Here is a 24,473-nt window from a genome sequence, read left to right on the forward strand (position 1 = left end):
AAATTGATCATGTCGACCTGGAAAACCATGCTGCTCGCCGGCGCGATGGCGTTTGCGCCCGCGCAGGCCTTCGCCGCGCCCGATGAAGCCCCCGAGGCCGAAATCGTCGCCGCCCCCGCCGTCGAAGGCGATGAAGGTCACGGCATGAACGACGAGGCCATGACCGCCGACGCCAAGGCGAAGATGCAGAAGGAGATCGATGCGGCGGTCGCGATGATCGAAAAGATCTTCGGCACCGACAAGCTACCGCCAGTCGCGCCCGCGCAGCTCGCGCTGGCGCGGCAGACGACGACCGCGCTGATCCCGGCGGGCAGCCTCGAAAAGATGCTCGACAATCTCTATGGCAAGCTTTTCAAGGGCTTGATGGATGAGTTTGGCGGCATGTCCGACATCTCGCTGTCGATCAAGACCGGGGTCGAAAGCGACAAGATCGCCGCGCTCGACGACAAGACCAAGGCCGTGGTCGCCGATATGTTCGATCCCTATCGCCAGCAGCGCGAGGACCAGATCACCAATATCATCAAGCCGCAGATCAGCGAGGCGCTGCACGACCTGGAAGCGCCGATGCGCGACGGCATGGCGCACGCCTATGCGCGAAAGTTCAGCAGCGACCAGCTCACCCAGATGAACAGCTTCTTCGCCACCCCCGCGGGCACCGCCTTTGCATCCGAGTGGATGGCGTTGCAGGCCGATCCCGAAGTCATGCTGGCGATGATCAAGGCGGTGCCCCCGCTGGTGAACAAGTTCATCGACCGGGGCCCCGAAATCGAGGGGCAGTTCAAGGATCTGCCCAAGGAAAAGCAGCTCGCCGACCTCAGCGACGCCGAACTCGCGAAGCTCGCCAAGCTGATAAAGGTCAGCGTCAAGGAGCTGAAGGACCATCGCGACCAATGGGACACCCCGGTCGAGGAAACGACCGAGGCCACCGAAGCGGTCGATGCGGCGGCCGATGCGGCCGACGCCGCCGCGGCCGATGCCGATGCGGCGGCGGATGCGGCGCAGGCCGCGGCCGATGCCGCCGAAGCGACGGTCGACGACCCCGCCTACAACCGCGACAATTGGTCGGAGGCTGACCGCCAGCGCGTCGAGCAGCTCGAGGAAGTGGCGAACAGCGCCTCGTCGGCCGCCTTTGACGCACAGGAAGAAGCAGTCGCCAACGCCCGCAAGAAGACGCCATCCACCTAAACCACGGCCACGGCCGGCAGGAAACCGACATGACCCATTATCCCACCCCCGATCACGCGCGGCTCGCCGAAAGCGGCATGTATCGCCCCGACCTCGAATCCGATGCCTGCGGCGTCGGGCTGGTCGCGGCGACCGACGGCAAGCCGTCGCGCCGCGTCGTCGAGGCGGCGATCGAGGCGCTGCGTGCCGTCTGGCACCGCGGCGCGGTCGACGCCGACGGCAAGACCGGCGACGGAGCGGGCATCCATGTCGACCTGCCGGTCCGCTTCTTCGACGATGCGATCGCGGCGTCGGGACACAAGGTGCGCCCGAACCGCCTCGCCGTCGGCATGGTTTTCCTGCCGCGCACCGACCTCGGCGCGCAGGAGGAATGCCGCACGATCGTCGAGGCCGAGATCATCGAGGCGGGCTTCACCATCTATGGCTGGCGTCAGGTGCCCGTCGACGTTTCGGTGATCGGCGACAAGGCGCAGCAGACGCGGCCCGAGATCGAGCAGATCATGATCGCCGGGCCGCTGCCCGACGAGCAGTCGGTCGCCGAATTCGAAAAGCAGCTCTATCTCGTCCGCCGCCGGATCGAGAAAAAGGTGATCGCGGCGCAGATCCACGATTTCTATGTCTGCAGCCTGTCGGCGCGCTCGATCATCTACAAGGGGCTGTTCCTCGCCGAGAGCCTCGCCGATTTCTATCCCGACCTCACGAACAAGCTGTTCGAGAGCCGGGTCGCGATCTTCCACCAGCGCTATTCGACCAACACCTTCCCGCAATGGTGGCTCGCCCAGCCCTTCCGCTGCCTCGCCCACAATGGCGAGATCAATACGATCCGCGGCAACAAGAACTGGATGAAGAGCCACGAGATCAAGATGGCGAGCCTCGCCTTCGGCGAGCATTCGGAGGACATCAAGCCGGTGATCCCGGCGGGCGCGTCGGACACGGCCGCGCTCGACGCGGCGTTCGAGACCTTGTGCCGCGCCGGCCGCGACGCGCCGACCGCCAAGCTGATCCTCGTCCCCGAAGCGTGGGGCCACGACGACGACATCCCCGACGCGCATAAGGCGATGTATAGCTATCTCGCCAGCGTGATGGAGGCATGGGACGGCCCCGCCGCGCTCGCGATGACCGACGGCCGTTGGGCGGTCGCGGGGATGGATCGCAACGCGCTCCGCCCGCTGCGCTACACGCTGACCGCCGACAATCTGCTCGTCGTCGGCTCCGAAAGCGGCATGGTGCTGCTGCCCGAGGCGAGCATCCGCAAGAAGGGTCGCCTCGGCCCCGGCCAGATGATCGCGGTCGACCTCGACGAGGGCACACTCTACGAAGACCGCGCGATCAAGGACAAGATCGCCGGCGACGCCGACTATGCCGCGCGCGTCAAGGGCTTCCGCACGATGGCCGACCTACCGAAGGGCGGCAAGGCGACGCTTGGGGCCTGGGACCGCGCCGAACTGCTGCGCCGCCAGGTCGCGGCGGGCCTGACCATGGAGGATATGGAACTCATCCTCTCCCCGATGGTCGAGGATGCAAAGGAAGCGATCGGATCGATGGGCGACGACACGCCGCTCGCGGTCATTTCCGACAAGCCGCGCCACGTCGCGCAATTCTTTCGCCAGAATTTCAGCCAGGTCACCAACCCGCCGATCGACAGTCTGCGCGAACGGCATGTGATGAGCCTCAACACGCGCTTCTCCAACCTCGGCAACATCCTCGACGAAAAGGGGCAGAGCGCGCACGTCCTCGTGATCGACTCGCCTGTGCTCGTCGGCGACGACTGGGATCGGCTGCGCGCCTATTTCGGCGATGCCGTCGCCGACATCGACTGCACCTTCGCCGCGGGCAGCGACGCCGCGGCGCTCCGCGAGGCGATCGCGCGCATCCGCCGCGAGGCCGAGGATGCGGTGCGCGCCGGGCGTAGCGAATTATTCCTGTCCGATCAGAAGATCGGCGAAGACCGCGTCGGCGTCGCGATGGTGCTCGCCGCCGCCGCGGTCCACACCCATCTCGTCCGCAAGGGCCTGCGCAGCTACGCCTCGATCAACGTCCGCTCGGCCGAAGTGCTCGACACCCACGCCTTCGCGGTGCTCATCGGCGTCGGCGCGACGACCGTCCACGCCTATCTCGCCGAAGCCGCGATCGCCGACCGCCACGCGCGCGGCCTGTTCGGCGGCGACCTGTCGCTGGGCGACTGCCACCTGCGCTATCGCAAGGCGATCGACGACGGCCTGCTCAAGATCATGGCGAAGATGGGGATCGCGGTGGTCTCCTCCTATCGCGGCGGCTATAATTTCGAGGCGGTCGGCCTCAGCCGCGCGCTCGTCAACGACCTCTTTCCCGGCATGCCCGCGAAGATTTCGGGCGAGGGCTATCAGTCGCTGTTCATCAACGCGACCGAGAAGCATGAGGCCGCGTTCGACGCCCGCGTCACCACCCTGCCCGTCGGCGGCTTCTATCGCCACCGCGCGGGCGGCGAGGCGCACGCCTATTCGGCGCAGCTCATGCACCTTCTCCAGACCGCGGTCGCGACCGACAGCTACTCGACCTACCTCCAGTTCGCGCGCGGTATCGCCGACCTGCCGCCGGTCTATCTGCGCGACCTGATGGAATTCAACTATCCGGCGCAGGGCGTTGCGCTCGACAGCGTCGAGGCGATCACCGAAATCCGCAAGCGCTTCGTCACCCCCGGCATGTCGCTGGGCGCGCTGTCGCCCGAAGCGCACGAGACGCTGGCGATCGCGATGAACCGCATCGGCGCCAAGGCGGTGTCGGGCGAAGGCGGCGAAGCGAGCGAGCGCTACCAGCCCTATGCCAATGGCGACAATGCCAACAGCAATATCAAGCAGATCGCGAGCGGCCGCTTCGGCGTCACCGCCGAATATCTCGGCGCCTGCGACGAGATCGAGATCAAGGTCGCGCAGGGCGCCAAGCCCGGCGAGGGCGGCCAATTGCCCGGCTTTAAAGTCACCGAGTTCATCGCGCGCCTGCGTCACTCGACCCCGGGCGTGATGCTGATCTCGCCCCCGCCGCATCACGACATCTATTCGATCGAGGATCTGGCGCAGCTTATCTACGACCTCAAGCAGATCAACCCGAAGGCGCGCGTTTGCGTCAAGCTCGTCAGCTCGGCGGGCATCGGCACCGTCGCTGCGGGTGTCGCCAAGGCGCACGCCGACGTGATCCTCGTCTCCGGCAACACCGGCGGCACCGGCGCCTCGCCCCAGACCAGCATCAAATATGCCGGCACCCCGTGGGAAATGGGCCTGTCCGAGGTCAATCAGGTGCTCACCCTCAATGGCCTCCGCCACCGCATCCGCCTCCGCACCGACGGCGGGCTCAAGACCGGGCGCGATATCGTCATCGCCGCCATTTTGGGCGCCGAGGAATATGGCATCGGCACGCTCAGCCTCGTCGCCATGGGCTGTATCATGGTGCGCCAGTGCCACAGCAACACCTGCCCGGTCGGCATCTGCACCCAGGACGAAAAGCTGCGTGCAAAGTTCGCCGGCAGCCCCGAGAAGGTCATCAACCTGATGACCTTCATCGCTGAGGAGGTGCGCGAAATCCTCGCCAAGCTCGGCTGCCGCAGCCTCGACGAGGTGATCGGCCGCACCGAACTGCTGCGCCAGGTCAGCCGCGGCGCCGAGCATCTCGACGATCTCGACCTCAACCCGATCCTCGCCAAGGTCGACGCCCCCGACGAGGAGCGTCGCTCGCAGGGTCCGAATTTCCGCAACTCGGTGCCCGACAGCCTCGACGCGCAGATATTGAACGATGCGAAGCCGCTGTTCGAGCGCGGCGAGCGGATGCAGCTTACCTACAACGTCCGCAACACCCACCGCGCCGTCGGCACCCGCCTGTCGGCCGAGGTCACCGCGCGCTTCGGGATGAACGGGCTCGCCGACGACCATGTCCAGGTCCGCCTGCGCGGCACCGCGGGCCAGTCGCTCGGCGCCTTCCTGTGCAGCGGCATCACCTTGGAAGTGTTCGGCGACGCCAACGACTATGTCGGCAAGGGCCTGTCGGGCGGCCGCATCATCGTGCGCCCGACCGTATCGAGTCCGCTGGTCAGCCAGCACAACAGCATCGTCGGCAACACCGTCCTCTATGGCGCGACCGCGGGCACCCTGCTCGCGGCGGGCCAGGCCGGCGAACGCTTCGCGGTCCGCAACTCGGGCGCGAAGGTCGTGGTCGAGGGCTGCGGCGCCAACGGCTGCGAATATATGACCGGCGGCACCGCGGTGATCCTCGGCCCCGTGGGGTCGAATTTCGGCGCCGGCATGACAGGCGGCATGGCCTTCATCCTCGACACCGACGCCAGCTTCGAACGCCGCGCCAACGGCGAATCGATCGTCTGGCAGCGCCTCGCCAGCAGCCACTGGGAAACGTTGCTCAAGGATATGGTCGCCGATCATGCGCACGCCACCGGCAGCAAATGGTCGGCCGAAATCCTCGCCGATTGGGACCGCTGGCGCGATCAATTCTGGCAGGTCTGCCCGAAGGAAATGCTGAGCCGGATCGCGCATCCGCTGACCGATGAGGCGATGGAGGTCGTCGCCGCGGAATAGGCCGCACCCCTACGCATCAATCCCCTTGCCAGCGAAGCGGGCGCCGTCATTAACATGTTGGCGACGCATCGCTCCTATGCGCGAAAAAAGGACCGGAAAGAAGGGGTTGGGGTGGAACGGGGACAATCGCTTTATCTGGACGCTCTGCGTCTGATCGCCGCGCTGGAGGTCGCCGCCTTCCATCTGGGCCGCCTGCCGGGCAGCGGCGTGCCCGAAGGCTGGTGGAACGCGTTCGGGCACGAGGCGGTGGTCATCTTCTTCGTCCTGTCGGGTTTCGTGATCCGCCACGCCGCGGGCAAGAACGACCCGACGCTGCGGCTGTTCGCGATCAGCCGCATCTCGCGCGTCTGGTCGGTGGCGATCCCGGCGCTGCTGCTGACCTGGCTGTTCGATTCGATCGGTCACCGGATCGATCTTGCCCCCTATGAGGGGCTCGTCACCGACGGCCCCGCGGCGCTGCGTGTGGCGATCGGCGCGGCGATGCTCAACGAATCCTGGGTGTCGGTCCAGATGCTGTCGAACACGCCCTATTGGTCGATCGCCTATGAGGTCTTCTATTACGCGCTGTTCGCCACGCTCTTCTATCTGAAGGGGGGCTGGCGCTGGCTGATCCTCGTGCCGGCGCTGATCGCTGGGCCGAAGATAATGTTGCTGTTCCCGATCTGGTTGATGGGATGGGCGGCCTATAGCGAGCGCTGGTCGGCGCGCTGGCCGCGCTGGCTGGTCTGGGCGGCGTTCTGCCAGCCGGTCCTGTGCCTGCTGCTCTATTCGCAGTTCGGGCTCATGGGATTGACGGGCGGCTGGCTGGAAGGCTGGCTTGGCCACGACCTCTGGCGCAATGGCCTTGCCTGGTCGCGCTACGTCATCAGCGACAGCCTGCTCGGCCTCAGCATCGCGGTGAACCTGATCGCGGCCAAGCATCTGGGCCCCGAACTCGCGGCCGTGCTGAACGGGGCGGCGAAACCGATCCGCTGGCTGGCGGGACGGTCCTTCACCCTCTATCTGTTGCATCAACCGACGATGTTGCTGATGATCGCCTTGTCCGGCGCCTTGCTGCCCCCGATATGGCGCACGCCCTTTATCGTGATGGGAGCGACGATCGTGATTCTGGCCGTGGCCGAAGTAACCGAAGGACAACGCCACCGGCTACGCGCCGGGCTGGAACGGCTATGGCGATAACGCCCCCCCCGTCCCCGCCCGACACCCCGGGCTGGATCGACGCCCGCTTCGGCACCGCGCGCGGCCTCGTGCGGCTGATGCTCTCCTATGGCGAGACGGCGCTGCGGCTGGCTTCGGTCCGCGCGCCCGATGCGGCGGAGGTGCGGCGGCTCGTTTTCGTCTGCCACGGCAATATCTGCCGCAGCGCCTTCGCGGACGTCGCGGCGGCCGAAGTCGGCCTCGCCACCGCATCCTTCGGTCTTTCCGCCGCACACGGCGCCCCGGCGCACCCGCCGGTCGTCGCTATCGCAGGAGAGATGGGCATCGACCTTGGCCGGCACCGCGCCACGGAGCGCGAGGCCTATCAGCCGCAGCCGGGCGACCTGCTGCTCGCGATGGAGGCGCGCCAGCTTCGCCGGATCGCCGCCGACGCGCGGCTCGCGCACCTGCCGCGCACGCTGCTCGGCCTCTACACGCGCCCGGTCCTGCCGCACCTGCATGACCCCTATCGGCTGAACGATCCTTATACACGCGCCTGCCTTCAGCGGATCGCCAGCGCGATCCCCGAACTCAGCTCCCGCTTCCCAAAAGCCGCGCGATGATCCCGGCCAGATCGGCGAGCGTCGGCATCGGATCGGAGAATTTCGCCACATAATAGCCGGTGTCGAACCGGAAGAAATCGGCCGCATAGGTGGTCATTTCGCGCAGTTTTTCGCCCGCCGACAGCTCCTTGGCCCGCAGTTGACCGAACAGTCGCTTGGTGTCGGGCAGCACATAGCGGGCGCGATGGTCGCGATACCCCAGCGCCAATTGGCCCGCGACACCGTCCACGAGGCGGCGATAGAGCGCAAAGGCGAAATGCGCCCCGCTCTGGCTCGCAAGCGGCAGGCTGCCCCACAATCGCCCGTTGACCTCCATCAGCCAATAGCGGCCGCTCGCCGCATCGTGGCGATATTCGACCATCGCGGGCCCTTCCCACCCGATCGCGCGCAGCAAGGCCTCCGATTTTTCCATCTGCGCGCGATGATCGGACAGCGGCACCGACCGGCACAGCGTCGATATGCCCCCGCTTGCGGGATATTCACGCAGCCGCTCATGCTGAAAGCGCAGCGTCGCCCGGCCGCCCTCCATCATCAGCATCTGGCCGAAGCCATAGCCCTGACACCAGCTCTGGACGAGCGGGTAGACGCCGAGCGGATCGTAGCGCCGCAGGATCGCGACCAGCGCTTCGGCGCCATCGGCGCGCTCGGCCTTCTCGAAGGCGACGCCGGCTGCCTCCAGCCGCGCCCACATCGCGGGCGGATCGCTCCATTTCAGGACCACCGGATAGGCGATATCCGCCGCCTTCGCCGCGAAATCCTGACCGGCCAGCGGTTGCCAGGTGTCGGGAACCTCGATTCCCGTCTCGCGCGCCCGCGCCAGCGTATTGAGCTTGTCGAGCACGAGGTCGAGTTGCTCGTGCCGAGGGCTCGCGATCCGGCAATCGCCGATCGCGGGCGGCATATCGGCGAGTTCGAGCAGGTCGGCTTCGCTGATCGGGATCACCGCCCCCGCCCCGCTCGCCGCAACGACCCCGGGCAGCCAGTCGGCCAGCGCAGCGCCCTGGGGCCGCAGCACATGCTGGCGCGCGTAACGCGAATGCCCCCCGATCGACCAGCGCGAGCGCCCGGCCGCGATCACCGGCACGCCGTGCGCGCCCAGTTCGCGCACCACCGTCAGCCCGATGCTGCCGTCGACGCCGAGGACGATGGCCGGGGGCAGTCCCCGATCGCGGGTCATGCGGGGCGGAGCCGGCGCTCGTAGCGCCATGTGCCGACCATCTGCTCGGCCATGCGGAGTCCGGTCCGCATCATGCTCGGCCCCAGTCGCGGCGCAGACGCGCGGCCGGCCTGCGGCGCCGCAAGCGTCGCGAAGCCGCGCGATTCGATCCGCGGTTCGAGCGCGATATGGCGGCAGAGCGATTCGAGACGGCGCATCACCATGCGGTTGGGCCGCTGCCGGTCGCGCGAAAGCATCTCGAAACTGTGCGTGACGATCATGAACAGCGGCGCACCGGACTCGCAGGCATGGTCGAGCGCGGCGCTCATCTCGCGCGACGACAACGCGCAGACCTGCGCGGGGCGGAAATGGCCCGGGCGATCCTCGATTCCCGAAACGGGTATTTCGATCAGCGATCCGACCGCCACCGGATCGGACGCCGCCACCGGCAGGCTGATCGCGCATCCGCGCCCGGCATAATCGGGGTTGAAGCTGCTGTCCCAACGCAGCCCCAGCGCCTCGAGCGCAGCGAGCGTGCGGTCGTCGGCGCCGAAATTCCCGGCGCGAAAGGCGATCGGCGCCGGTGCCCCCGCCCGCACCAGCGCGTCGCGCGCCCAGCCGAGCAGCGCGATCTGATCGGGCAGCGGGAAATCGCCGATATTGCGTCCGCGCCGTCCCTCGACCGGCGAATCCTTCGCCCATTCCAGCCATTCGGTATGGATGTGAAGCTGCACCTCGTGCCCGCGCGCCAGGATCGGCTCGATCATCCGCGCGACGATCTCCGGGCCGTGGACGAGGCCGGGCATCGGATCGACGAAGAAGACCCCGCGCACCCCGTGGCGGTCGAATATGTCCATCTGCCAGCCGACGCCGAACGCGCCCGCCGCCGTCTCGCCCAGCACCGATTGCCGCAGATTCTCCTCGACCGGCAGGCCGTTCGCCTGCCGCCCGGCGGACAATTCGGTGTCTATCGTGACCAGCGCGGCAACGCTCATATCATCTCATTCCGGTCGCAGATGCGAAAGCTGCCCCGTCATAGCAGCGAATAGCTCATAAATCGGTAACGCGGGCGGCGGTCAAGGGCGGTGATTCCGTGGCAAGTCAGACATTTGTCGCACCTCCGCCTCCTGTCGTCGCAGCGCCCCCAAGCGTTCAGCGCAGCGAAAGCGTCTTCCCTCTAATAGGCACCCTTCGCTTTCCCCATCCCGAAAGGATGAAGCCGTGCGCCTGACCATCGCTGCCCTTCCCCTGCTGGCGCTTCTCGCGCCGCTGCCCGCCGCCGCTGCCGACCCCGCGGCCGGACGCGCCGTCGCGACCCTCAACGATCCCGCGATGCAGGACCACATGGCCGATACCGTCACCGCGCTGGTCGGCGCTCTGATGCAGATGAAGGTCGGCCCGCTCGCCGAAGCCGTCGCGCGGGTCGATCCCGAATCCGACGCCGCCTATATCCCGCCCGACGCCACGGTCGGCGACATCGCCGGACGCGATCCCCATTATGCCGAGCGCATGGGCGACGACGTCCGCGCCGGCACCCGCATGGCCGGCCATGCCGCTTCGGCGCTCGCGGCTTATGCGCCTGTCCTCAAGGACATGGCCCGCGATCTTGCGGCACAATGGGAGCGCGAACGCGCCGCTTCGCGGCGCTGAGTTTCTCCCTTCCGTCATTCGTATAGCCGTTGCGCCCGGCGCCCCCCTGCCGCTATGCCGGACCCATGTGGCAACTCTATCAATTCCCGCTCTGTCCCTTTTCGCGCAAGATCCGGCTTTTGCTGGGCGAGAAGGGCGTCGGCTATGAATTGGTGCGCGAATCGCCGTGGGAGCGCCGCGACGAATTCGTCGACCTGAACCCGGCGGGGCGCACCCCGGTGATGGTCGACCAGGACCGCGGGCAGGTGCTGATCGACAGCAATGCGATCGCGGAATATTTCGAGGAGACGGTCGAGGGCAAGGCGATGATCAACGGCACCGCCGCCAGCCGCGCCGAGATCCGCCGCCTCGTCGCCTGGTTCGATCAGGATTTCTATTATGAAGTCACCGGGCCTTTGCTGTTCGAGCGGATGCAGAAACGCATCGTCCACCGCCAGCCGCCCGACGGCGGCGCGCTGCGCGAGGCGATGAAGGCCGCGAACCAGCATCTCGACTATATCGACTATCTGATCGACCACCGCACCTGGCTCGCCGGCGCGACGATGAGCCTCGCCGATCTGGCGGCTGCCGCGCATATCTCGGTCGCCGACTATCTCGGCGGCATCGACTGGACCGGGCACGAGCAGACCAAGGGCTGGTATTCGGGCCTCAAGTCGCGCCCCAGCTTCCGCCCCCTTCTCGCCGAGCGGATGGAGATCATCACCCCGCCGAAATATTATGAGGATGTGGACTTCTAAGCCATCGTCATTGCGAGCGCAGCGAAGCAATCTCCAGTCCGATAGCTGGAGATTGCTTCGCTGTGCTCGCAATGACGAGGTTGATGGGCTCAGCCCTTGTGACGGGCCGCGATCAGATAGTTGAGCGCCTCGCTGCCCCCCAGCTTGAAACCGCGCGCGGGCGACGGCGACAGGCCGGTGCGGTCGATCACCTCCAGCCCGGCGCCTTCCAGCAATCCCGCCAATTCCTCGGGCTTCAGGAACTGATCCCAGTCGTGCGTCCCGCGCGGCACCGCACCGACGCGCTCGGCCGCCTCGACGAGCAGCAGCTTCGACCATAGGGTGCGGTTCGGGGTCGACAGGATCATCAGCCCGCCCGGCGCGAGCCGCGCCGCGAGTTCGGCGACGAAGGCGGCGGGATCGGTCACATGCTCGACGACCTCCATCGAGGTGACGAGGTCGAAGGTCGACGCGGGCAGCGCCGCCAATTCGCCCGCATGATAGGTGATCGCAAGCCCCTGCCCCGCCGCATGACCCTCCGCCGCGGCGATATTCTCGGGCGCCGCATCGACGCCGGTCACTACCGCGCCCATCCGCGCCAGCGGCTCGGCGAGCAGCCCGGCGCCGCAGCCCACGTCGAGCGCGCTCCGCCCGGCGAGCGGATGGCGTTCGCGCGCATCGACCTGCCAATGGAGGTCGACCTGCTCGCGGATATAGGCGAGGCGCACCGGGTTCAACCGGTGCAGCATCGCCGACGAGCCGTGCGGGTCCCACCAGTCGGCGGCGAGCGCGCCGAAATGGGCGGCTTCATTCGGATTGATCGTCGCGGCACTCATGCGGTGGGATTGGCACCTCACCCTATCCGGCGCAAGAAATTTGCCCCTCAGGCATATAAGTTGACGAAAAACTGCCGTTCTATTGTCGCCGGACAAGAAAAAATATCCCGACAGGATAATGGGTCAGCCTTGCCATCGCCCTCCCCCTTCCCTAACAGCCGGACGCCGCAGAAATCCAAGTGGTTGCGGCGGAAACCAGTTTTCGAGAAGGCGGGGCGAGATGGCGCGGATCGTGATGAAATTCGGGGGCACGTCGATGGCGGGCACCGAGCGGATTCGCACCGTGGCGAAACTCGTCGCGCGCGAAGTGGCACAGGGCAACGAAGTCGCGGTCGTCGTCTCGGCGATGGCGGGCGAGACCGATCGGCTCGTGGGTTTCTGCCGCGAGGCGAACCCGCGCTACGACCCCGCCGAATATGACGTCGTCGTCGCGGCGGGCGAGCAGATCACCTCGGGCCTGCTCGCGCTGACGCTCCAGGCGATGGGCGTTCCGGCGCGAAGCTGGCTCGGCTGGCAGCTCCCGATCCGCACCGAGGAAGCGCACGCACGCGCGCGCATCGCGGGGATCGACACCGGCGCGCTGCTCGCCGCGATGGGCAAGGGCGAGGTCGCGGTGATCCCCGGCTTCCAGGGCATGATGGACGACGGTCGCGTCGCGACGCTCGGCCGCGGCGGATCGGACACCAGCGCCGTCGCGGTCGCCGCGGCGGTAAAGGCCGACCGCTGCGACATCTACACCGACGTCGACGGCGTCTACACGACCGACCCGCGCATCGTCGCCCGCGCGCAGAAGCTCGACTATGTCACCTATGAGGAAATGCTCGAACTGGCGAGCGTCGGCGCCAAGGTGCTCCAGACCCGCTCGGTCGGCCTCGCGATGAAGGAGGGCGTGCGCGTCCAGGTGCTCTCCAGCTTCGTCGAGGGCGACGAGGCGCCGAAGCAGGGCACGATGATCGTCAGCGACGAGGAAATAGAGGAACTTCAAATGGAACGGCAGCTGATCACCGGCATCGCCCACGACAAGAATGAAGCGAAGATCATCGTCACCCGCGTCCCCGACAAGCCGGGCGGCGTCGCCAACATCTTCGGCCCGCTCGCCGCGGCCGGGATCAACGTCGACATGATCATCCAGAACGTCGGCCGCGACAAGGGCGAGACCGACGTGACCTTCACCGTTCCCGCGACCGACCTCATCCGCTCGATCGACCTGCTTGAAAGCGCGAAGGACAAGATCGGCTTCAACCGCATCCTGTCCGACGACAAGGTCGCCAAGGTCAGCGTCGTCGGCGTCGGCATGAAGAGCCACGCGGGCGTCGCCAGCACGATGTTCCGCGCGCTGGCCGACCGCGGCATCAATATCCAGGCGATCTCGACCAGCGAGATCAAGGTCAGCGTGCTGATCGACGAGGATGAAACCGAACTCGCGGTGCGCGTGCTGCACACCGCCTATGGGCTCGACGCCGCCGACTGACCCTATTCGGCGGCGGCCGGCTGCAACCCGCCCGCGCGGCGGCGCAGCCGGGCCTGCCCGATCCATTGCACGACGCTGAAATGCACCGCGAACAGCGCGGCTTTCGACGCGAGCGGAAACACGCCGACGAACAGCGGCCACCAGGCAGTGAAGCCGATCGCGATCACCAGATTGGCGGCGGCGGTGAAAAACATCATCGCCGCCCACACATAGCCGAAGCGGTCCATGACATCGCCGACCAGTTCGACCTGCTCGGGCGGAATATAACGGTTGAGCCAGCCGCGACGCAGCATCGCGGCGCCGACGATCAGATAGACGACCGAGGGCTTCGCCATCACGAAGCGCGGGTCGCCGGTCAGCATCGTCGCGGCGGCCGAAAAGATCACCATCGCCAGGCTGATCCACTGAAGCGCCGCCACCGGTCGCCCGCGCACGAGCTCGTGGCCGACCACCGCCACCGCGACCACCATCCCCGCGATCGTCGCGGGAACGATCCCCGCCCCGACGCCGAGCAGGACGGCAAAGACGATGACGCCCAGCGAATCGAAGATCATCGGCCCGACGGCGTAGAGCAGGTTGCGCATGGTATCTCACCTTCCGCGACTCAATGTTACCGTCGTAAACATTGCCCGCGCGGACGGCATGGGTCAAGCCTAAATTTACGGTGTCAACATCGCGGCTGACCGAGAGAGGTAGCGGGTGGCTGCGTTTCCCTCTTGATCATTCCGCGAAGCGCGGATGCCCGCTAACGACCGGTAGCGGCCCTTGATCCTCCCTGCGGCGCAGCCGTGGGGAGGGGGACCGCCGCGAAGCGGTGGTGGAGGGGCCGCGACGGTTGCGCCAAGAGCCCCTCCGTCAGCGCTTCGCGCTGCCACCTCCCCATCGCTGCGCGACGGGGAGGATCATCAGCAATCCGACCGAACTCCGTCATCCCGGCGAAGGCCGGGATCTCACCCTATCGTAATGACGCACCGGCGAGATCCCGGCTTTCGCCGGGATGACGAAAGTGGCTGGAAATGTCAGCTTCCCACCCCAAAGCAGGCATCGGCTTCAAATAAGCCTTTCCTACATTATCCGGCTGTGCCAGCGTTTATCCCGCTCTTTCACTTGGTGGATAGAGCGGTCGCGATCAGCTTGCGGGGCGCGCTACGGTGAGGTGTGCCGGGTGCGCTCAGCGCACCGAGAGGCCCAAATCAGGGCGCGCATAAGGCTGAACTTTCCTGAACTTTGGAATTCCCGAGCGAGCCCCACGCGATCCCGCGCAGACCCGTCGTCCTGGCGACCGCCCCGGTCCCGCGGCATGATGCGGGACCGGGGCGTCCGCAGATCAGCCGAGGTCGAACCGGTCGGCGTTCATCACCTTCACCCAGGCCTTGACGAAGTCGCGCACGAACTTCTCCTCATGCCCCTTCTCGGCATAGACTTCGGCGGTGGCGCGAAGCTGCGAGTTGGAGCCGAAGATCAGGTCGGTGCGCGTCGCGCGCCAGCGCTCGGTGCGCCCGCCGCGATCGTAGCCGATGAACTCCTCGTCGCCGCTCGCATCGACGACTTCCCAGATCGTGTCCATGTCGAGCAGATTGACGAAGAAGTCGGTGGTGAGCTGCCCGACGCGGTTCGTGAACACGCCGTGCTTGCTGCCGCCCTGGTTCGCGCCGAGAACGCGGAGCCCCCCGACCAGCACCGTCAGTTCGGGCACCGACAGGCCGAGCAGCGACGCACGGTCGAGCATCAGTTCCTCGGTCTTCACGCTGTGCTTGGCGGCGAGATAGTTGCGGAAGGCATCGGCCCGGGGCTCCATCACCTCGAAGCTCTCGACGTCGGTCCACTCCTGCGTCGCGTCGCCGCGGCCGCCGGTGAAGGGCACCGTGACGTCGAAGCCCGCATCCTTCGCCGCCTTCTCGACCGCCGCGCTGCCCGCGAGGACGATCGCGTCGGCGAGCGACAGATTGCCGCGCAGTTCATCGATCTTGCCGAGCACTTTCGCAAGCTCGGCCGGGTCGTTGACCGCCCAGTCCTTCTGCGGCGCCAGCGCGACGCGCGCGCCGTTGGCGCCGCCGCGAAAGTCGGTCTTGCGGAAGGTCGAGGCCGACGCCCAGGCCGCCTTGACGAGTTCGCCGACGGTCAGCCCCGAGGCGAGGATCGCACTCTTGAACGCCGCGACGTCGCCGTCCGACGGCTTGCTCCCCGCCGGCACCGGGTCCTGCCAGATCAGATCCTCGGCCGGCACTTCGGGGCCGAGGTAGCGGACCTTCGGCCCCATGTCGCGGTGGCAGAGCTTGAACCAGGCGCGCGCGAAGGCGTCCTTGAACGCTTCATGGTCGCTGCGGAACTTCTCCGAAATCCGGCGCAGTTCGGGGTCCATCTTCAGCGCCATGTCGGCGGTGGTCATCATCGTCGGCACCTTTTTGCCCGGATTATGGGCGTCGGGAGCCATGTCTTCCTCTTTCTGGTTGATCGGCTGCCACTGCTGCGCACCGGCGGGGCTCTTTACCAGTTCGTAATCATAGTCGAGCAGCAGGCGGAAATAATTCTCCGACCATTCGGTAGGCGTGTTCACCCACGCGCCCTCGATGCCGCTGGTGATCGCGTGCGCACCCACCCCGGTCTCGAAGCTGCTCGTCCAGCCGAGCCCCATCAGCGAGATGTCGGCGGCCTCGGGCGCCGCGCCGACCAAGCTCGCATCGCCCGCGCCATGCGCCTTGCCGAAGGTGTGGCCGCCGGCGGTGAGCGCCACCGTCTCCTCATGGCTCATCGCCATGCGCTCGAAGGTGATCTTGATGTCGCGCGCCGATTGCAGCGGGTCGGGATTGCCGCCTGGCCCCTCGGGATTGACGTAGATCAGGCCCATCTGGATCGCGGCGAGCGGGTTTTCGAGGTCGAGTTCCTTGTCGGGGTCGATGCGCGTCTGGACGCCTTCGTTGACCCATTGTTCCTCGGCGCCCCAATAGATATCGCGCTCGGCCTCATAGACGTCCTTGCGGCCGCCACCGAAACCGAACACCGGACCGCCCATCGATTCGATCGCGACATTGCCGGTCAGGATGAACAGATCGGCCCACGAAATCTTCGCGCCATATTTCTGCTTGATCGGCCACAGCAGGCGCCGCGCCTTGTCAAGATTGCCGTTGTCGGGCCAGCTATTGAGCGGGGCGAAGCGCTGCTGCCCGCTGTTGGCGCCGCCGCGGCCGTCGGCGGTGCGATAGGTGCCCGCGGCGTGCCACGCCATGCGGATGAAGAAGGGGCCGTAATGCCCATAGTCGGCGGGCCACCACGGCTTGCTGTCGGTCATCAGCGCGGTGATGTCGGCCTTCAGCGCCTGATAGTCGAGCGACCGGAAGGCCTTGGCATAGTCGAAATCCTCGCCCATCGGATCGGGCGAGGCGCCATTCTGGGTCAGGATGTCGAGCGGCAGCGCGTCGGGCCACCAATCCTTGTTCGTGCGGCCGAGCAGCGAACGGAAACGATCCTTGCCGCCAAAGGGGCAGCCTGTTTGGGGGGCGTTCATGCAGTCTCTCCTCTTCTGGTTATTCTATGATGATGGTCCGGTGCGATGACGGGCGCGTGACGCAGCGGCGACCGGGGGTCGCTGGAGGACGGTCGGCGCGTGCGGGCGTCGAGTCGATGGCATCGTCCTTTCGTTCTTGCCGGGTCAGGTTACGCCGCACCCCTCCATCGACCTAACCGAATAAGCCGGACATAGTCATCGAACGAACCGATCAGAGGCGGGCCAGTTGCCTCTATGGGAGGGGTCCGTCCCGCTCCGGCCACGGCCCGGCGAAGTCCCGCAACATCGGCCGCCGCCGCGGGTTGCTGAAGGGTCGCGACATGATGGCATGGCGTGGCAGCAGGAGTATGGAAAGTGGCTAACAACCCCAACCAGCAGAACCAGAAGAACCCGCAGGCGGACCGCGACGAGGAACAGCGTCGCCAGCAGCAACAGCAGGGTGGTCAGGATCGCCAGCAGGGCGGCCAGCGTTCCGATCAGGATCGGAACAGGAATCCGCAGCAGCGCTGATCCAGCCTGCATGAAAAAGGGCCGCCCCCTCGCGGGAGCGGCCCTTTTCCTTTGCGGCGGGAGCCCGCTTAGAAACTGACCTTGACCGTCCCGCCCCAAGTGCGGGGATCGCCCGGCAGGCCGACGATCAGCCCGGTATTGCCCGGCCCGACGCTGAGCTGGTCGATATAATTGCGGTCGAAGGCGTTGCGAACCCAGGCGAAGAGATCGAGACCGTTCTCGGTCCGGAACCCGGCGCGGAAGTTCGACAGCGAATAGCCCTTGACCCAGGTATAGGCCGACGGCGTCGGGTTCGACGACCAGTCCGACCGGTAGCTGCCGTCGTAACCGAAATAGAATTGCCCATCCTGGTCGAAAAGCTTCGATTCCGCATTGACCTCGGCCCCGAAGGAAAAGGCCCATTTGGAAACCCCCGACAGCCGCTGGCCCGAAATGTCGCAGTTCGGTGGGCTGTTCGCTCCGCCCGACTGCTCGGGCGCGCACGGCGCGTCGACGAATTTCACATATTTGGCATCGGTATAGGCGCCGTTGACATAGGCGCGGAAGCGTTCGCTCGGGCGGATCGAGAAATCGCCCTCGAAGCCCTGCGTCCGCACCTTCCCCGCATTGGCGAGATAGCCGCGCAGCACCCCGAACTGGCCGTTGTTCACATTGGCCTGGAAATTCTTGATGTCGGTACGGAAGGCGGTGAGGTTGAAGGTCGCGCGGCGATCCCAGAACTCGGTCTTGATGCCGGCTTCGTAATGATTGACCGACTCCGGCTTCACCGTCGCGGCGCCGAGCAGCGGATTATTGTCCGCGTCGTTCGGCACGCCATTCTGGTTGATCCCGCCCGATTTGAAGGTCTTGGCATAGGTCGCATAGAAGAGCAGGTCGCGCGTCGCCTTCCAGGTCGCGGTCAGGTCGTAGCTGAAGTTCCAGTCGCTGAACTCGGGCGCATATTCCTGCGGCGCGAAGACGCCGAGCCGCGCGAGCGTGACCGCGTCGGTCGGCCCGAAGACGACCGGCGTTCCGTCGCCCGCAAAGACGCGCCGCTGATAAAAGCCTTTCTTCTTGTCATAGTTCAGCCGGACGCCGGGCTGGATCGTGAACTGGTCGCTGATCTTCCAGCTCGCCTGCCCGAACAGCGCGGCGCTGGTGTTCTTGAGGAACTGGGTATTGATCGCGGTCAGCCCGTCGAGCACCGACGGATCGTTCGCCAGCGGGCTCGTCGGATTGAGCGTCCAGCGGCTCGACGCCGGGCCGTGCTGCTCGGTCCCCTGCGTGTCGATGCGCTGGTAATAATAGAAGCCGCCGAGCACGAAGTCGAAGCGGTCGCCGGTGTAATTATAGCGCAATTCCTGCGTATACTGGTTCTGCTGCGACGGGTTCTGCGACTTGGTGACGATCGGCAGGCCGGTGAAGTCGCGGTCGTTCTCGGGCTGCCAGTCCCAATAGCGCCACGCGGTGACCGAGGTCAGCGTGCCGGGGCCGACATCCCATTTGACGCGCAGCGCGACGCCGCCGATTTCGTTGCCCGCGTTGAGATTGGCGTCGAGGTCGGTCAGCCGGTCATAGGGATTGGTGCTCGGCACGACATAGCCCTGCGCCGCAGCGAGCGCGGCATATTGGCGGTTCGTCGGACGCTGCGTCTCGCCGGTGCGCACGAACACCGAGGCGCAGCAGACCGCATCCTGCTTGTTCCAGTCGCCCGAAAGCGTGATCGAAAGATCGTCGTTCGGCTGCCACAGCAATTGGCCGCGAATGCCGATATTGTCCTGGCTCTGGACCCAGCGGTCGGTCGTGACGTTATAGATGGTGCCGCGGCGGCTGGTCGACGAAAGCGCGATACGCGCCGCGAGATGGTCGGTGAGCGGGCCGGAGATCGCGGCCTTCGCCTGCTTGAAGTTCAGATTGCCGATGCTGACCTCGGCCTTGCCCTCGAAATCGAAGGTCGGCTGGTTGGTCGTGATGTTGATCGCGCCCGCGGTGGTGTTCTTGCCATAGAGCGTTCCCTGCGGCCCGCGCAGCACCTCGATCTGCGCGACGTCGAGGAAGTCGAAGGTCGAGGAGGCGACGCGCGAATAATAGACGTCGTCGACATAGATGCCGACCCCCTGCTCGATCCCGTCGTTGGTAAGTCCGAAGGGGGCGCCGATGCCGCGGATGTTGACCGCGGTGTTGCGCGGGTTCGACGAGTAAAATTGCAGCGTCGGGGTGAGCTGGGTCAGGCGGCCGACGTTGAAACTGCCGGTATTGTCGATCTGTTCGCCCGCGACGACCGAGATGGCGATCGGCACGTCCTGCGCGGTTTCCTGGCGGCGGCGCGCGGTGACGAGAATCTCGCCGCCATAGCTGCCGCCCTCGACCTGCGCGGCTGCGGCGGCACTATCGACGTCCTCAGCATCGGCGGCGGTTTCGGCGGCAAGTGCCGGGGTCGCGGCGAGCACGAGAAGCAGGGTGAGCGAGATGGAGGCGGCCGGCAGGCGCCGGCGGGCAGACGGATATTTTGCGGTCATGACAATTTCCTGTTGCAAGAAAATTGCCACATCCGGCGGTCCGGTCTGCGGCATGGAATATGAAAAACGGCCCCTTTCGGGGGAATGAAGTCAGTTCGGGTAGCGGTGGCGTTCGGTAATATCGACCTGCACCAGCCGCCCCTCGTGGACGGTGAGTTGGATGGCGCCGAACTTCAGCTTTTCAAGCGCGTCGAGCACCGTTTGGACGGCGCGGGGCACTTGCTCGGGCCCGCCTTTGGCGGTCTCCTTGAAGGAGCTCATGCAATTTCCTTTCCCTGTGGATTCGCCCCTCAAGCATATGCCAATCGATTTAGTTGACAATGATTGATTTGCTTTCTGCGCCGAAAGGCCCGGTTGCCGCGCCGAACCGACTCCCGCGCACGGCGGGCCGAAAGCACGATTATCGCAATCCATTGCGCCCGCGCGCGACTGCTGGCAAAGGCGCTTTCGATGAGCAAGATTAACGATCTTATGGCGCGCGGAACCGAGCTTCTCGGCAGCGATTACGCCATTTTGTGCGGAGCAATGAGCTGGGTCTCGGAGCGCCATCTGGTGAGCGCGATCAGCAACGCGGGCGGCTTCGGCGTCATCGCCTGCGGCGCGATGACGCCCGAGCTTCTCGATGCCGAGATCGCGGCGACCAAGACGCTCGCGACGCGCAATTTCGGCGTCAACCTAATCACCATGCACCCGCAATTATTCGAGCTGATCGATGTCTGCGCGAAGCATGGCGTCGGCCATGTCGTGCTCGCGGGCGGCCTGCCGCCCAAGGGGAGCCTCGAGGCGATCAAGGCGTCGGGCGCGAAGGTCATCTGTTTCGCGCCGACGCTGGCGCTGGCAAAGAAGCTCGTCCGCTCGGGGGTCGATGCGCTGGTGATCGAGGGCATGGAGGCCGGCGGCCACATCGGCCCCGTATCGACGAGCGTGCTGGCACAGGAAATCCTGCCGACACTTGCAGGCGAGGTTCCGATCTTCGTCGCCGGGGGCATCGGCCGCGGCGAAGCCATCGCCGGCTATCTGGAGATGGGCGCCTCGGGTGTCCAGCTCGGCACGCGCTTCGTCTGCGCGACCGAAAGCATCGCCCATCCCGCTTTCAAGAAGGCGTTCATCCGCGCCTCGGCGCGCGACGCGGTCGCGAGCGTGCAAATCGACCCGCGCCTGCCGGTGATCCCGGTGCGCGCGCTCAAGAACAACGGCACCGAGGCCTTTACCGCGAAGCAGCGCGAAGTCGCGAACCTGCTCGACACGGGCGCGGTCGACATGCTGGAAGCGCAGCTTCAGATCGAGCATTATTGGGCGGGCGCCCTGCGCCGCGCGGTCATCGACGGCGACGTCGAGGGCGGCTCGTTAATGGCAGGGCAATCGGTAGGTATGGTAACATCGGAAGAGAGCGTTGCCGATATCATCGCAGCTTTGGTGCAACAGGCCGAAGCCGCATTGCACGCACGGGGTTGAGGCCGCATGTTCGCGGTTGGGGAGAGTTTGATGAATATGTCGCGCAAGATCATCGTAGTCGGACTGCTCGCGAGCGTCGCCGCCTGCGCCCCCAAACCGCCCCCGCCCCCGCCGCCCCCGCCGCCGCCGGTCGCGATCGTCATCCCGCCGCGCCCCCTGCCGCCGGGCAATGCGTCATTGACGCAGATCCTGCCGGGCCGCGGGATCGACGGCCATTTCGTCACCGCGAACAGCAATATCTCGGGCGATCGTGCTTTCTGGCAGCTCAAGATCGGTCTCAACGTCGCGGCGATCGGCTGCCGCGGGACCGAGGAAGCGACGCTGGTTTCGGCCTATAACAATATCATCAAGGCGCACGCGAAGATCATCAAATCGAGCGAGAAGACGGTGATCAGCCAGCTCGGCAAGGAGAATGGCAACAACGGCATCGCCCCGCGCGACCGCCTGTCGACCCAGCTCTTCAACTATTTCGCGCAGCCCCCCGCGCAGCGCGCCTTTTGCGCCCGCGCCAACGAGATCGCCCAGATCGTCTCCACGACGCCAAGCGCGCAAATGATCGAGCAATCGCCCGCGCAGCTCGCGCGGCTCGACCAGCCCTTCCTCGATTTCTATGAAGCCTATGCCCAGTATCAGCTCGATGCGGCGGCATGGGACGCGAAATATGCGCCGCCGCCCGCGATCATGACCGCTCCGGTCACCGCGACGCCCGGCACCGCCTATGGGCCGGCGGCTCCGGAAACGACGGCGGCGACACCGCCCGCCCCGACTCCCGGCGCCTGATCGCGACAGGAAATTTCGCGCGCGCCCTTGGCGGCGGGGCATGGCATCTGTTAGCACGGACGGGACATGACCAACGCCCCGCCTCCGCCGACGTCGGCCGCCCAGTCGGCGCGCACCATCCTGACCCGACTCCACGAGGTGATGGCGGCGCGCAGCAACGCGCAGAGCAAGCTCAACCAGGTCGTCGGAATCATCGGCGAATGCCTGCACAGCGAGGTCTGCTCGATCTATCTGCTGCGCGACGGCACCCTCGAACTCTATGCGACGCGCGGCCTCAAGCAGGAGGCGGTGCACGTCACCCGCCTCGCGCTCGGCGAAGGTCTTGTCGGCACGATCGCCGCGCAGATCGAGACGCTGAACCTCGACGAGGCGGCGGCGCACCCCGACTATTCCTATCGCCCCGAAACCGGCGAAGAACTCTTCCACAGCTTCGCCGGCGTCCCGATCATCCGCCGCGAGCAGGCGGTCGGCGTCCTCTGCGTCCAGCATAGCGACCCGCGCCGCTATGAAGAGATAGAGATAGAGACGCTGCAGACCGTCGCGATGGTGCTGTCCGAACTGATCGCGAACGCCGATCTGGTCGACACGACCGCGCGCATCGACGCCGCGGCCGCCGATCAGTCGGCGCAGCGTCTGTCGGGGCAGAAGCTCGTCGACGGCATGGGCGCGGGCATCGCGGTCTTTCACCAGCCGCGCATCACCATCGAACATACCGTCGCCGACGACATCGAGGCCGAACGCCACCGCGTCTATGGCGCCTTCGACAAGATGCGCGAGCAGATCGACCGCATGACGAGCCAGGCCGAATTCGGCATCGGCGGCGAGCAGGAAGAGGTTCTCGAAACCTACAAGATGTTCGCCTATGACGAGGGCTGGTCGCGCCGGATCAACGAGGCGATCGACAGCGGCCTGACCGCCGAGGCGGCGATCGAGCGCGTCCAGCAGCGCACCCGGATGCGGATGCGCCAGATCGACGATCCGCTGCTGCGCGACCGGATGCACGATCTGGAGGATTTGTCGAACCGGCTGATCCGCATCGTGTCGGGGCAGATGGGCACCGCGGCGCAGATGGGCCTCAGGCAGGATTCGATCCTGATCGCACGCAACCTCGGCCCCGCCGAACTGCTCGAATATGATCGCCGCCGCCTGAAAGGCGTGGTGCTCGAGGAAGGGTCGCTGACCGCGCACGTCATCATCGTCGCGCGCGCCATGGGGGTTCCCGTCATCGGCCGCGTCCGCGACGTGCGCACCTCGATCCGCGACGGCGACCTACTGCTGCTCGATGCCGGCGCGGGCACCGTCCACGTCCGTCCGACCCAGGCGGTGCAGGATGCCTTCGACGCCAAGCTCGAAATCACGCAAAAGCGCCGCGCCGACCTCGCCGCGCTGCGCGATCTGCCCGCGGTCACCCGGGACGGCGTGCCGATCGAGCTGATGATCAACGCCGGGCTGCGCGAGGACGTCGCCGCGCTCGACCTCACTGGCGCGCGCGGCATCGGGCTGTTCCGCACCGAATTCCAGTTCCTCGTCTCGGCGACATTGCCGCAGCGCGAGCGGCAGCAGCGGCTCTACCGCGACGTCCTCGACGCGGCGGGCGACCGGCCGGTCATCTTCCGGACGGTCGATATCGGCGGCGACAAGGTGCTGCCCTATATGAACATGGAGGATTCCGAGCAGGAGGAAAATCCCGCGATGGGCTGGCGCGCGCTGCGCTTGGCGCTCGAACGCGAAGGACTGCTGAAGGTACAGGCGCGCGCGCTGATGGAGGCGGCGGCCGGCCGGACGCTCAACGTCATGTTCCCGATGGTGTCGGAACCCTGGGAATATGAGGCGGCGCGCGAGCTGTTCGTCAAGCAGCGCGCCTGGCTCGCGAGCCACAACAAGAAGCTGCCGGTCGCGATTCGCTATGGCGCGATGCTGGAGGTGCCGGGACTGGTCGAGACGCTCGACCTGATGCTGCCGCACCTCGACTTCCTGTCGATCGGCACCAACGACCTCACCCAGTTCCTCTTCGCCGCCGACCGCGCGCACCCGCGGCTTGCCGAACGCTACGACTGGCTGTCACCGACGGTGATGCGCTATCTCGCGCGCGTCGTGAAGCTGGTCTCGGGCAGCAAGGTCACGCTCGGCGTGTGCGGCGAAATGGCGGGGCGTCCGCTGGAGGCGATGGCGCTCCTCGGCCTCGGCATCGACCGGCTGTCGATCACCCCGGCAGGCGTTGGCCCGGTCAAGGCGATGATCCGCTCGCTCGACCTTGCCGCGCTGCGCTCGGATATGCCGACGATATTGGCACATCCGGCGGCAAACCCGCGGGGGCAGTATCAGGATTGGGCGAAGGCGCACAAAGTCGATCTGGGGGAATAGCTGACCAACACCGGCGCCGTGTTAACGC

Annotated in this window: 18 protein-coding genes; 11 read left to right on the forward strand and 7 right to left on the reverse strand. The window is 66.4% G+C overall.

Going from position 1 to position 24,473, the window contains the following annotated elements:
* Nucleotides 1-9: 9 nt before the first annotated feature.
* The 4 genes from VHO04_RS11055 to VHO04_RS11070 all read left to right on the forward strand — a co-directional run bounded on the left by VHO04_RS11055 (nt 10) and on the right by VHO04_RS11070 (nt 7,504).
* Nucleotides 10-1,185 (forward strand): DUF2059 domain-containing protein, encoded by a 1,176-nt coding sequence (locus VHO04_RS11055; RefSeq protein ID WP_329628336.1) that lies wholly within the window; start codon nt 10-12, stop codon nt 1,183-1,185.
* A gap of 29 nt (nt 1,186-1,214) precedes the next feature.
* Nucleotides 1,215-5,744, forward strand: coding sequence for a glutamate synthase large subunit (gene gltB / locus VHO04_RS11060; protein ID WP_329628337.1), 4,530 nt, complete (start codon nt 1,215-1,217; stop codon nt 5,742-5,744).
* 111 nt (nt 5,745-5,855) lie between these two features.
* Nucleotides 5,856-6,923 carry an acyltransferase gene (locus VHO04_RS11065; protein ID WP_329628338.1) on the forward strand — a complete coding sequence of 356 codons (1,068 nt, stop codon included), beginning with the start codon at nt 5,856-5,858 and terminating at the stop codon, nt 6,921-6,923.
* Entirely contained in the window at nt 6,914-7,504 is a 591-nt protein-coding gene (locus VHO04_RS11070; RefSeq protein WP_329628339.1) for a phosphotyrosine protein phosphatase, read from the forward strand. The genes VHO04_RS11065 and VHO04_RS11070 overlap by 10 nt, the downstream gene beginning before the upstream one ends.
* Here the strand turns inward: VHO04_RS11070 and VHO04_RS11075 are convergent.
* Nucleotides 7,473-8,681: a carboxylate--amine ligase gene (locus tag VHO04_RS11075; RefSeq protein ID WP_329628340.1), complete on the reverse strand. Its 1,209-nt coding sequence runs from the start codon at nt 8,679-8,681 to the stop codon at nt 7,473-7,475. The two genes, VHO04_RS11070 and VHO04_RS11075, sit on opposite strands and share 32 nt — an antisense overlap.
* The gene (locus tag VHO04_RS11080; protein ID WP_329628341.1) at nt 8,678-9,655 is read right to left on the reverse strand and encodes a hypothetical protein; all 978 of its coding nucleotides are present in this window, start codon (nt 9,653-9,655) and stop codon (nt 8,678-8,680) included. The genes VHO04_RS11075 and VHO04_RS11080 overlap by 4 nt, the downstream gene beginning before the upstream one ends.
* Before the next feature lie 226 nt (nt 9,656-9,881).
* Between VHO04_RS11080 and VHO04_RS11085 the strand changes: the two genes are divergently transcribed.
* Both VHO04_RS11085 and VHO04_RS11090 read left to right on the forward strand, forming a co-directional pair.
* The gene (locus tag VHO04_RS11085) at nt 9,882-10,310 is read left to right on the forward strand and encodes a hypothetical protein (protein WP_329628342.1); all 429 of its coding nucleotides are present in this window, start codon (nt 9,882-9,884) and stop codon (nt 10,308-10,310) included.
* Nucleotides 10,311-10,375: 65 nt separating this feature from the next.
* Nucleotides 10,376-11,047: a glutathione S-transferase family protein gene (locus VHO04_RS11090; RefSeq protein WP_257549149.1), complete on the forward strand. Its 672-nt coding sequence runs from the start codon at nt 10,376-10,378 to the stop codon at nt 11,045-11,047.
* Nucleotides 11,048-11,136: 89 nt separating this feature from the next.
* Here the strand turns inward: VHO04_RS11090 and ubiG are convergent, their stop codons facing one another.
* Nucleotides 11,137-11,862, reverse strand: a complete 726-nt coding sequence (gene ubiG, locus VHO04_RS11095) for a bifunctional 2-polyprenyl-6-hydroxyphenol methylase/3-demethylubiquinol 3-O-methyltransferase UbiG (protein ID WP_329628343.1) — start codon at nt 11,860-11,862, stop codon at nt 11,137-11,139.
* A 220-nt stretch (nt 11,863-12,082) separates the two neighbouring features.
* Here ubiG and VHO04_RS11100 point away from each other — a divergent pair, with 220 nt between their 5' ends.
* Nucleotides 12,083-13,333: an aspartate kinase gene (locus VHO04_RS11100; protein ID WP_329628344.1), complete on the forward strand. Its 1,251-nt coding sequence runs from the start codon at nt 12,083-12,085 to the stop codon at nt 13,331-13,333.
* Nucleotides 13,334-13,335: 2 nt separating this feature from the next.
* Here the strand turns inward: VHO04_RS11100 and VHO04_RS11105 are convergent, their stop codons facing one another.
* Together VHO04_RS11105 and katG are read right to left on the reverse strand one after the other, a co-directional pair.
* A complete protein-coding gene (locus VHO04_RS11105; RefSeq protein ID WP_329628345.1) occupies nt 13,336-13,917 on the reverse strand; it encodes a septation protein IspZ in 582 nt (193 codons plus the stop codon).
* 743 nt (nt 13,918-14,660) lie between these two features.
* A complete protein-coding gene (gene katG, locus VHO04_RS11110) occupies nt 14,661-16,838 on the reverse strand; it encodes a catalase/peroxidase HPI (RefSeq protein WP_329628346.1) in 2,178 nt (725 codons plus the stop codon).
* 354 nt (nt 16,839-17,192) lie between these two features.
* On the opposite strand from katG, the gene VHO04_RS11115 reads away from it, so the two are divergent.
* A complete protein-coding gene (locus VHO04_RS11115; RefSeq protein ID WP_329628347.1) occupies nt 17,193-17,348 on the forward strand; it encodes a hypothetical protein in 156 nt (51 codons plus the stop codon).
* Nucleotides 17,349-17,416: 68 nt separating this feature from the next.
* Here VHO04_RS11115 and VHO04_RS11120 read toward each other — a convergent pair whose 3' ends face one another.
* Entirely contained in the window at nt 17,417-19,846 is a 2,430-nt protein-coding gene (locus VHO04_RS11120) for a TonB-dependent receptor (RefSeq protein WP_329628348.1), read from the reverse strand.
* Between the two features lie 90 nt (nt 19,847-19,936).
* Nucleotides 19,937-20,107: a YezD family protein gene (locus VHO04_RS11125; protein ID WP_329628349.1), complete on the reverse strand. Its 171-nt coding sequence runs from the start codon at nt 20,105-20,107 to the stop codon at nt 19,937-19,939.
* Nucleotides 20,108-20,296: 189 nt separating this feature from the next.
* Here VHO04_RS11125 and VHO04_RS11130 point away from each other — a divergent pair, with 189 nt between their 5' ends.
* The 3 genes from VHO04_RS11130 (at nt 20,297) to ptsP (ending at nt 24,445) form a co-directional block, all read left to right on the forward strand.
* On the forward strand, nt 20,297-21,301 hold the full coding sequence (locus VHO04_RS11130; RefSeq protein ID WP_329628350.1) for a nitronate monooxygenase: 1,005 nt from the start codon (nt 20,297-20,299) through the stop codon (nt 21,299-21,301).
* 30 nt (nt 21,302-21,331) lie between these two features.
* Nucleotides 21,332-22,081 (forward strand): hypothetical protein, encoded by a 750-nt coding sequence (locus VHO04_RS11135; RefSeq protein ID WP_329628351.1) that lies wholly within the window; start codon nt 21,332-21,334, stop codon nt 22,079-22,081.
* A gap of 66 nt (nt 22,082-22,147) precedes the next feature.
* Complete coding sequence (ptsP, locus tag VHO04_RS11140; RefSeq protein WP_329628352.1) at nt 22,148-24,445, forward strand: phosphoenolpyruvate--protein phosphotransferase; 2,298 nt, start codon at nt 22,148-22,150, stop codon at nt 24,443-24,445.
* The last annotated feature ends 28 nt before the right edge of the window (nt 24,446-24,473 follow it).

Source organism: Sphingopyxis sp., assembly GCF_036261875.1.
Taxonomy (GTDB): Bacteria; Pseudomonadota; Alphaproteobacteria; order Sphingomonadales; family Sphingomonadaceae; genus Sphingopyxis.

Excerpts from the sequence above, each read along its gene's own strand:
- VHO04_RS11100 (WP_329628344.1), top strand. The coding sequence starts at position 12,083 with ATGGCGCGGATCGTGATGAAATTCGGGGGCACGTCGATGGCGGGCACC.
- VHO04_RS11105 (WP_329628345.1), bottom strand. The coding sequence starts at position 13,917 with ATGCGCAACCTGCTCTACGCCGTCGGGCCGATGATCTTCGATTCGCTG.
- VHO04_RS11135 (WP_329628351.1), top strand. The coding sequence starts at position 21,332 with ATGAATATGTCGCGCAAGATCATCGTAGTCGGACTGCTCGCGAGCGTC.
- gltB (WP_329628337.1), top strand. The coding sequence starts at position 1,215 with ATGACCCATTATCCCACCCCCGATCACGCGCGGCTCGCCGAAAGCGGC.
- VHO04_RS11130 (WP_329628350.1), top strand. The coding sequence starts at position 20,297 with ATGAGCAAGATTAACGATCTTATGGCGCGCGGAACCGAGCTTCTCGGC.
- VHO04_RS11075 (WP_329628340.1), bottom strand. The coding sequence starts at position 8,681 with ATGACCCGCGATCGGGGACTGCCCCCGGCCATCGTCCTCGGCGTCGAC.
- VHO04_RS11055 (WP_329628336.1), top strand. The coding sequence starts at position 10 with ATGTCGACCTGGAAAACCATGCTGCTCGCCGGCGCGATGGCGTTTGCG.
- katG (WP_329628346.1), bottom strand. The coding sequence starts at position 16,838 with ATGAACGCCCCCCAAACAGGCTGCCCCTTTGGCGGCAAGGATCGTTTC.
- VHO04_RS11125 (WP_329628349.1), bottom strand. The coding sequence starts at position 20,107 with ATGAGCTCCTTCAAGGAGACCGCCAAAGGCGGGCCCGAGCAAGTGCCC.
- VHO04_RS11080 (WP_329628341.1), bottom strand. The coding sequence starts at position 9,655 with ATGAGCGTTGCCGCGCTGGTCACGATAGACACCGAATTGTCCGCCGGG.
- VHO04_RS11070 (WP_329628339.1), top strand. The coding sequence starts at position 6,914 with ATGGCGATAACGCCCCCCCCGTCCCCGCCCGACACCCCGGGCTGGATC.
- ptsP (WP_329628352.1), top strand. The coding sequence starts at position 22,148 with ATGACCAACGCCCCGCCTCCGCCGACGTCGGCCGCCCAGTCGGCGCGC.
- VHO04_RS11120 (WP_329628348.1), bottom strand. The coding sequence starts at position 19,846 with ATGACCGCAAAATATCCGTCTGCCCGCCGGCGCCTGCCGGCCGCCTCC.
- ubiG (WP_329628343.1), bottom strand. The coding sequence starts at position 11,862 with ATGAGTGCCGCGACGATCAATCCGAATGAAGCCGCCCATTTCGGCGCG.
- VHO04_RS11090 (WP_257549149.1), top strand. The coding sequence starts at position 10,376 with ATGTGGCAACTCTATCAATTCCCGCTCTGTCCCTTTTCGCGCAAGATC.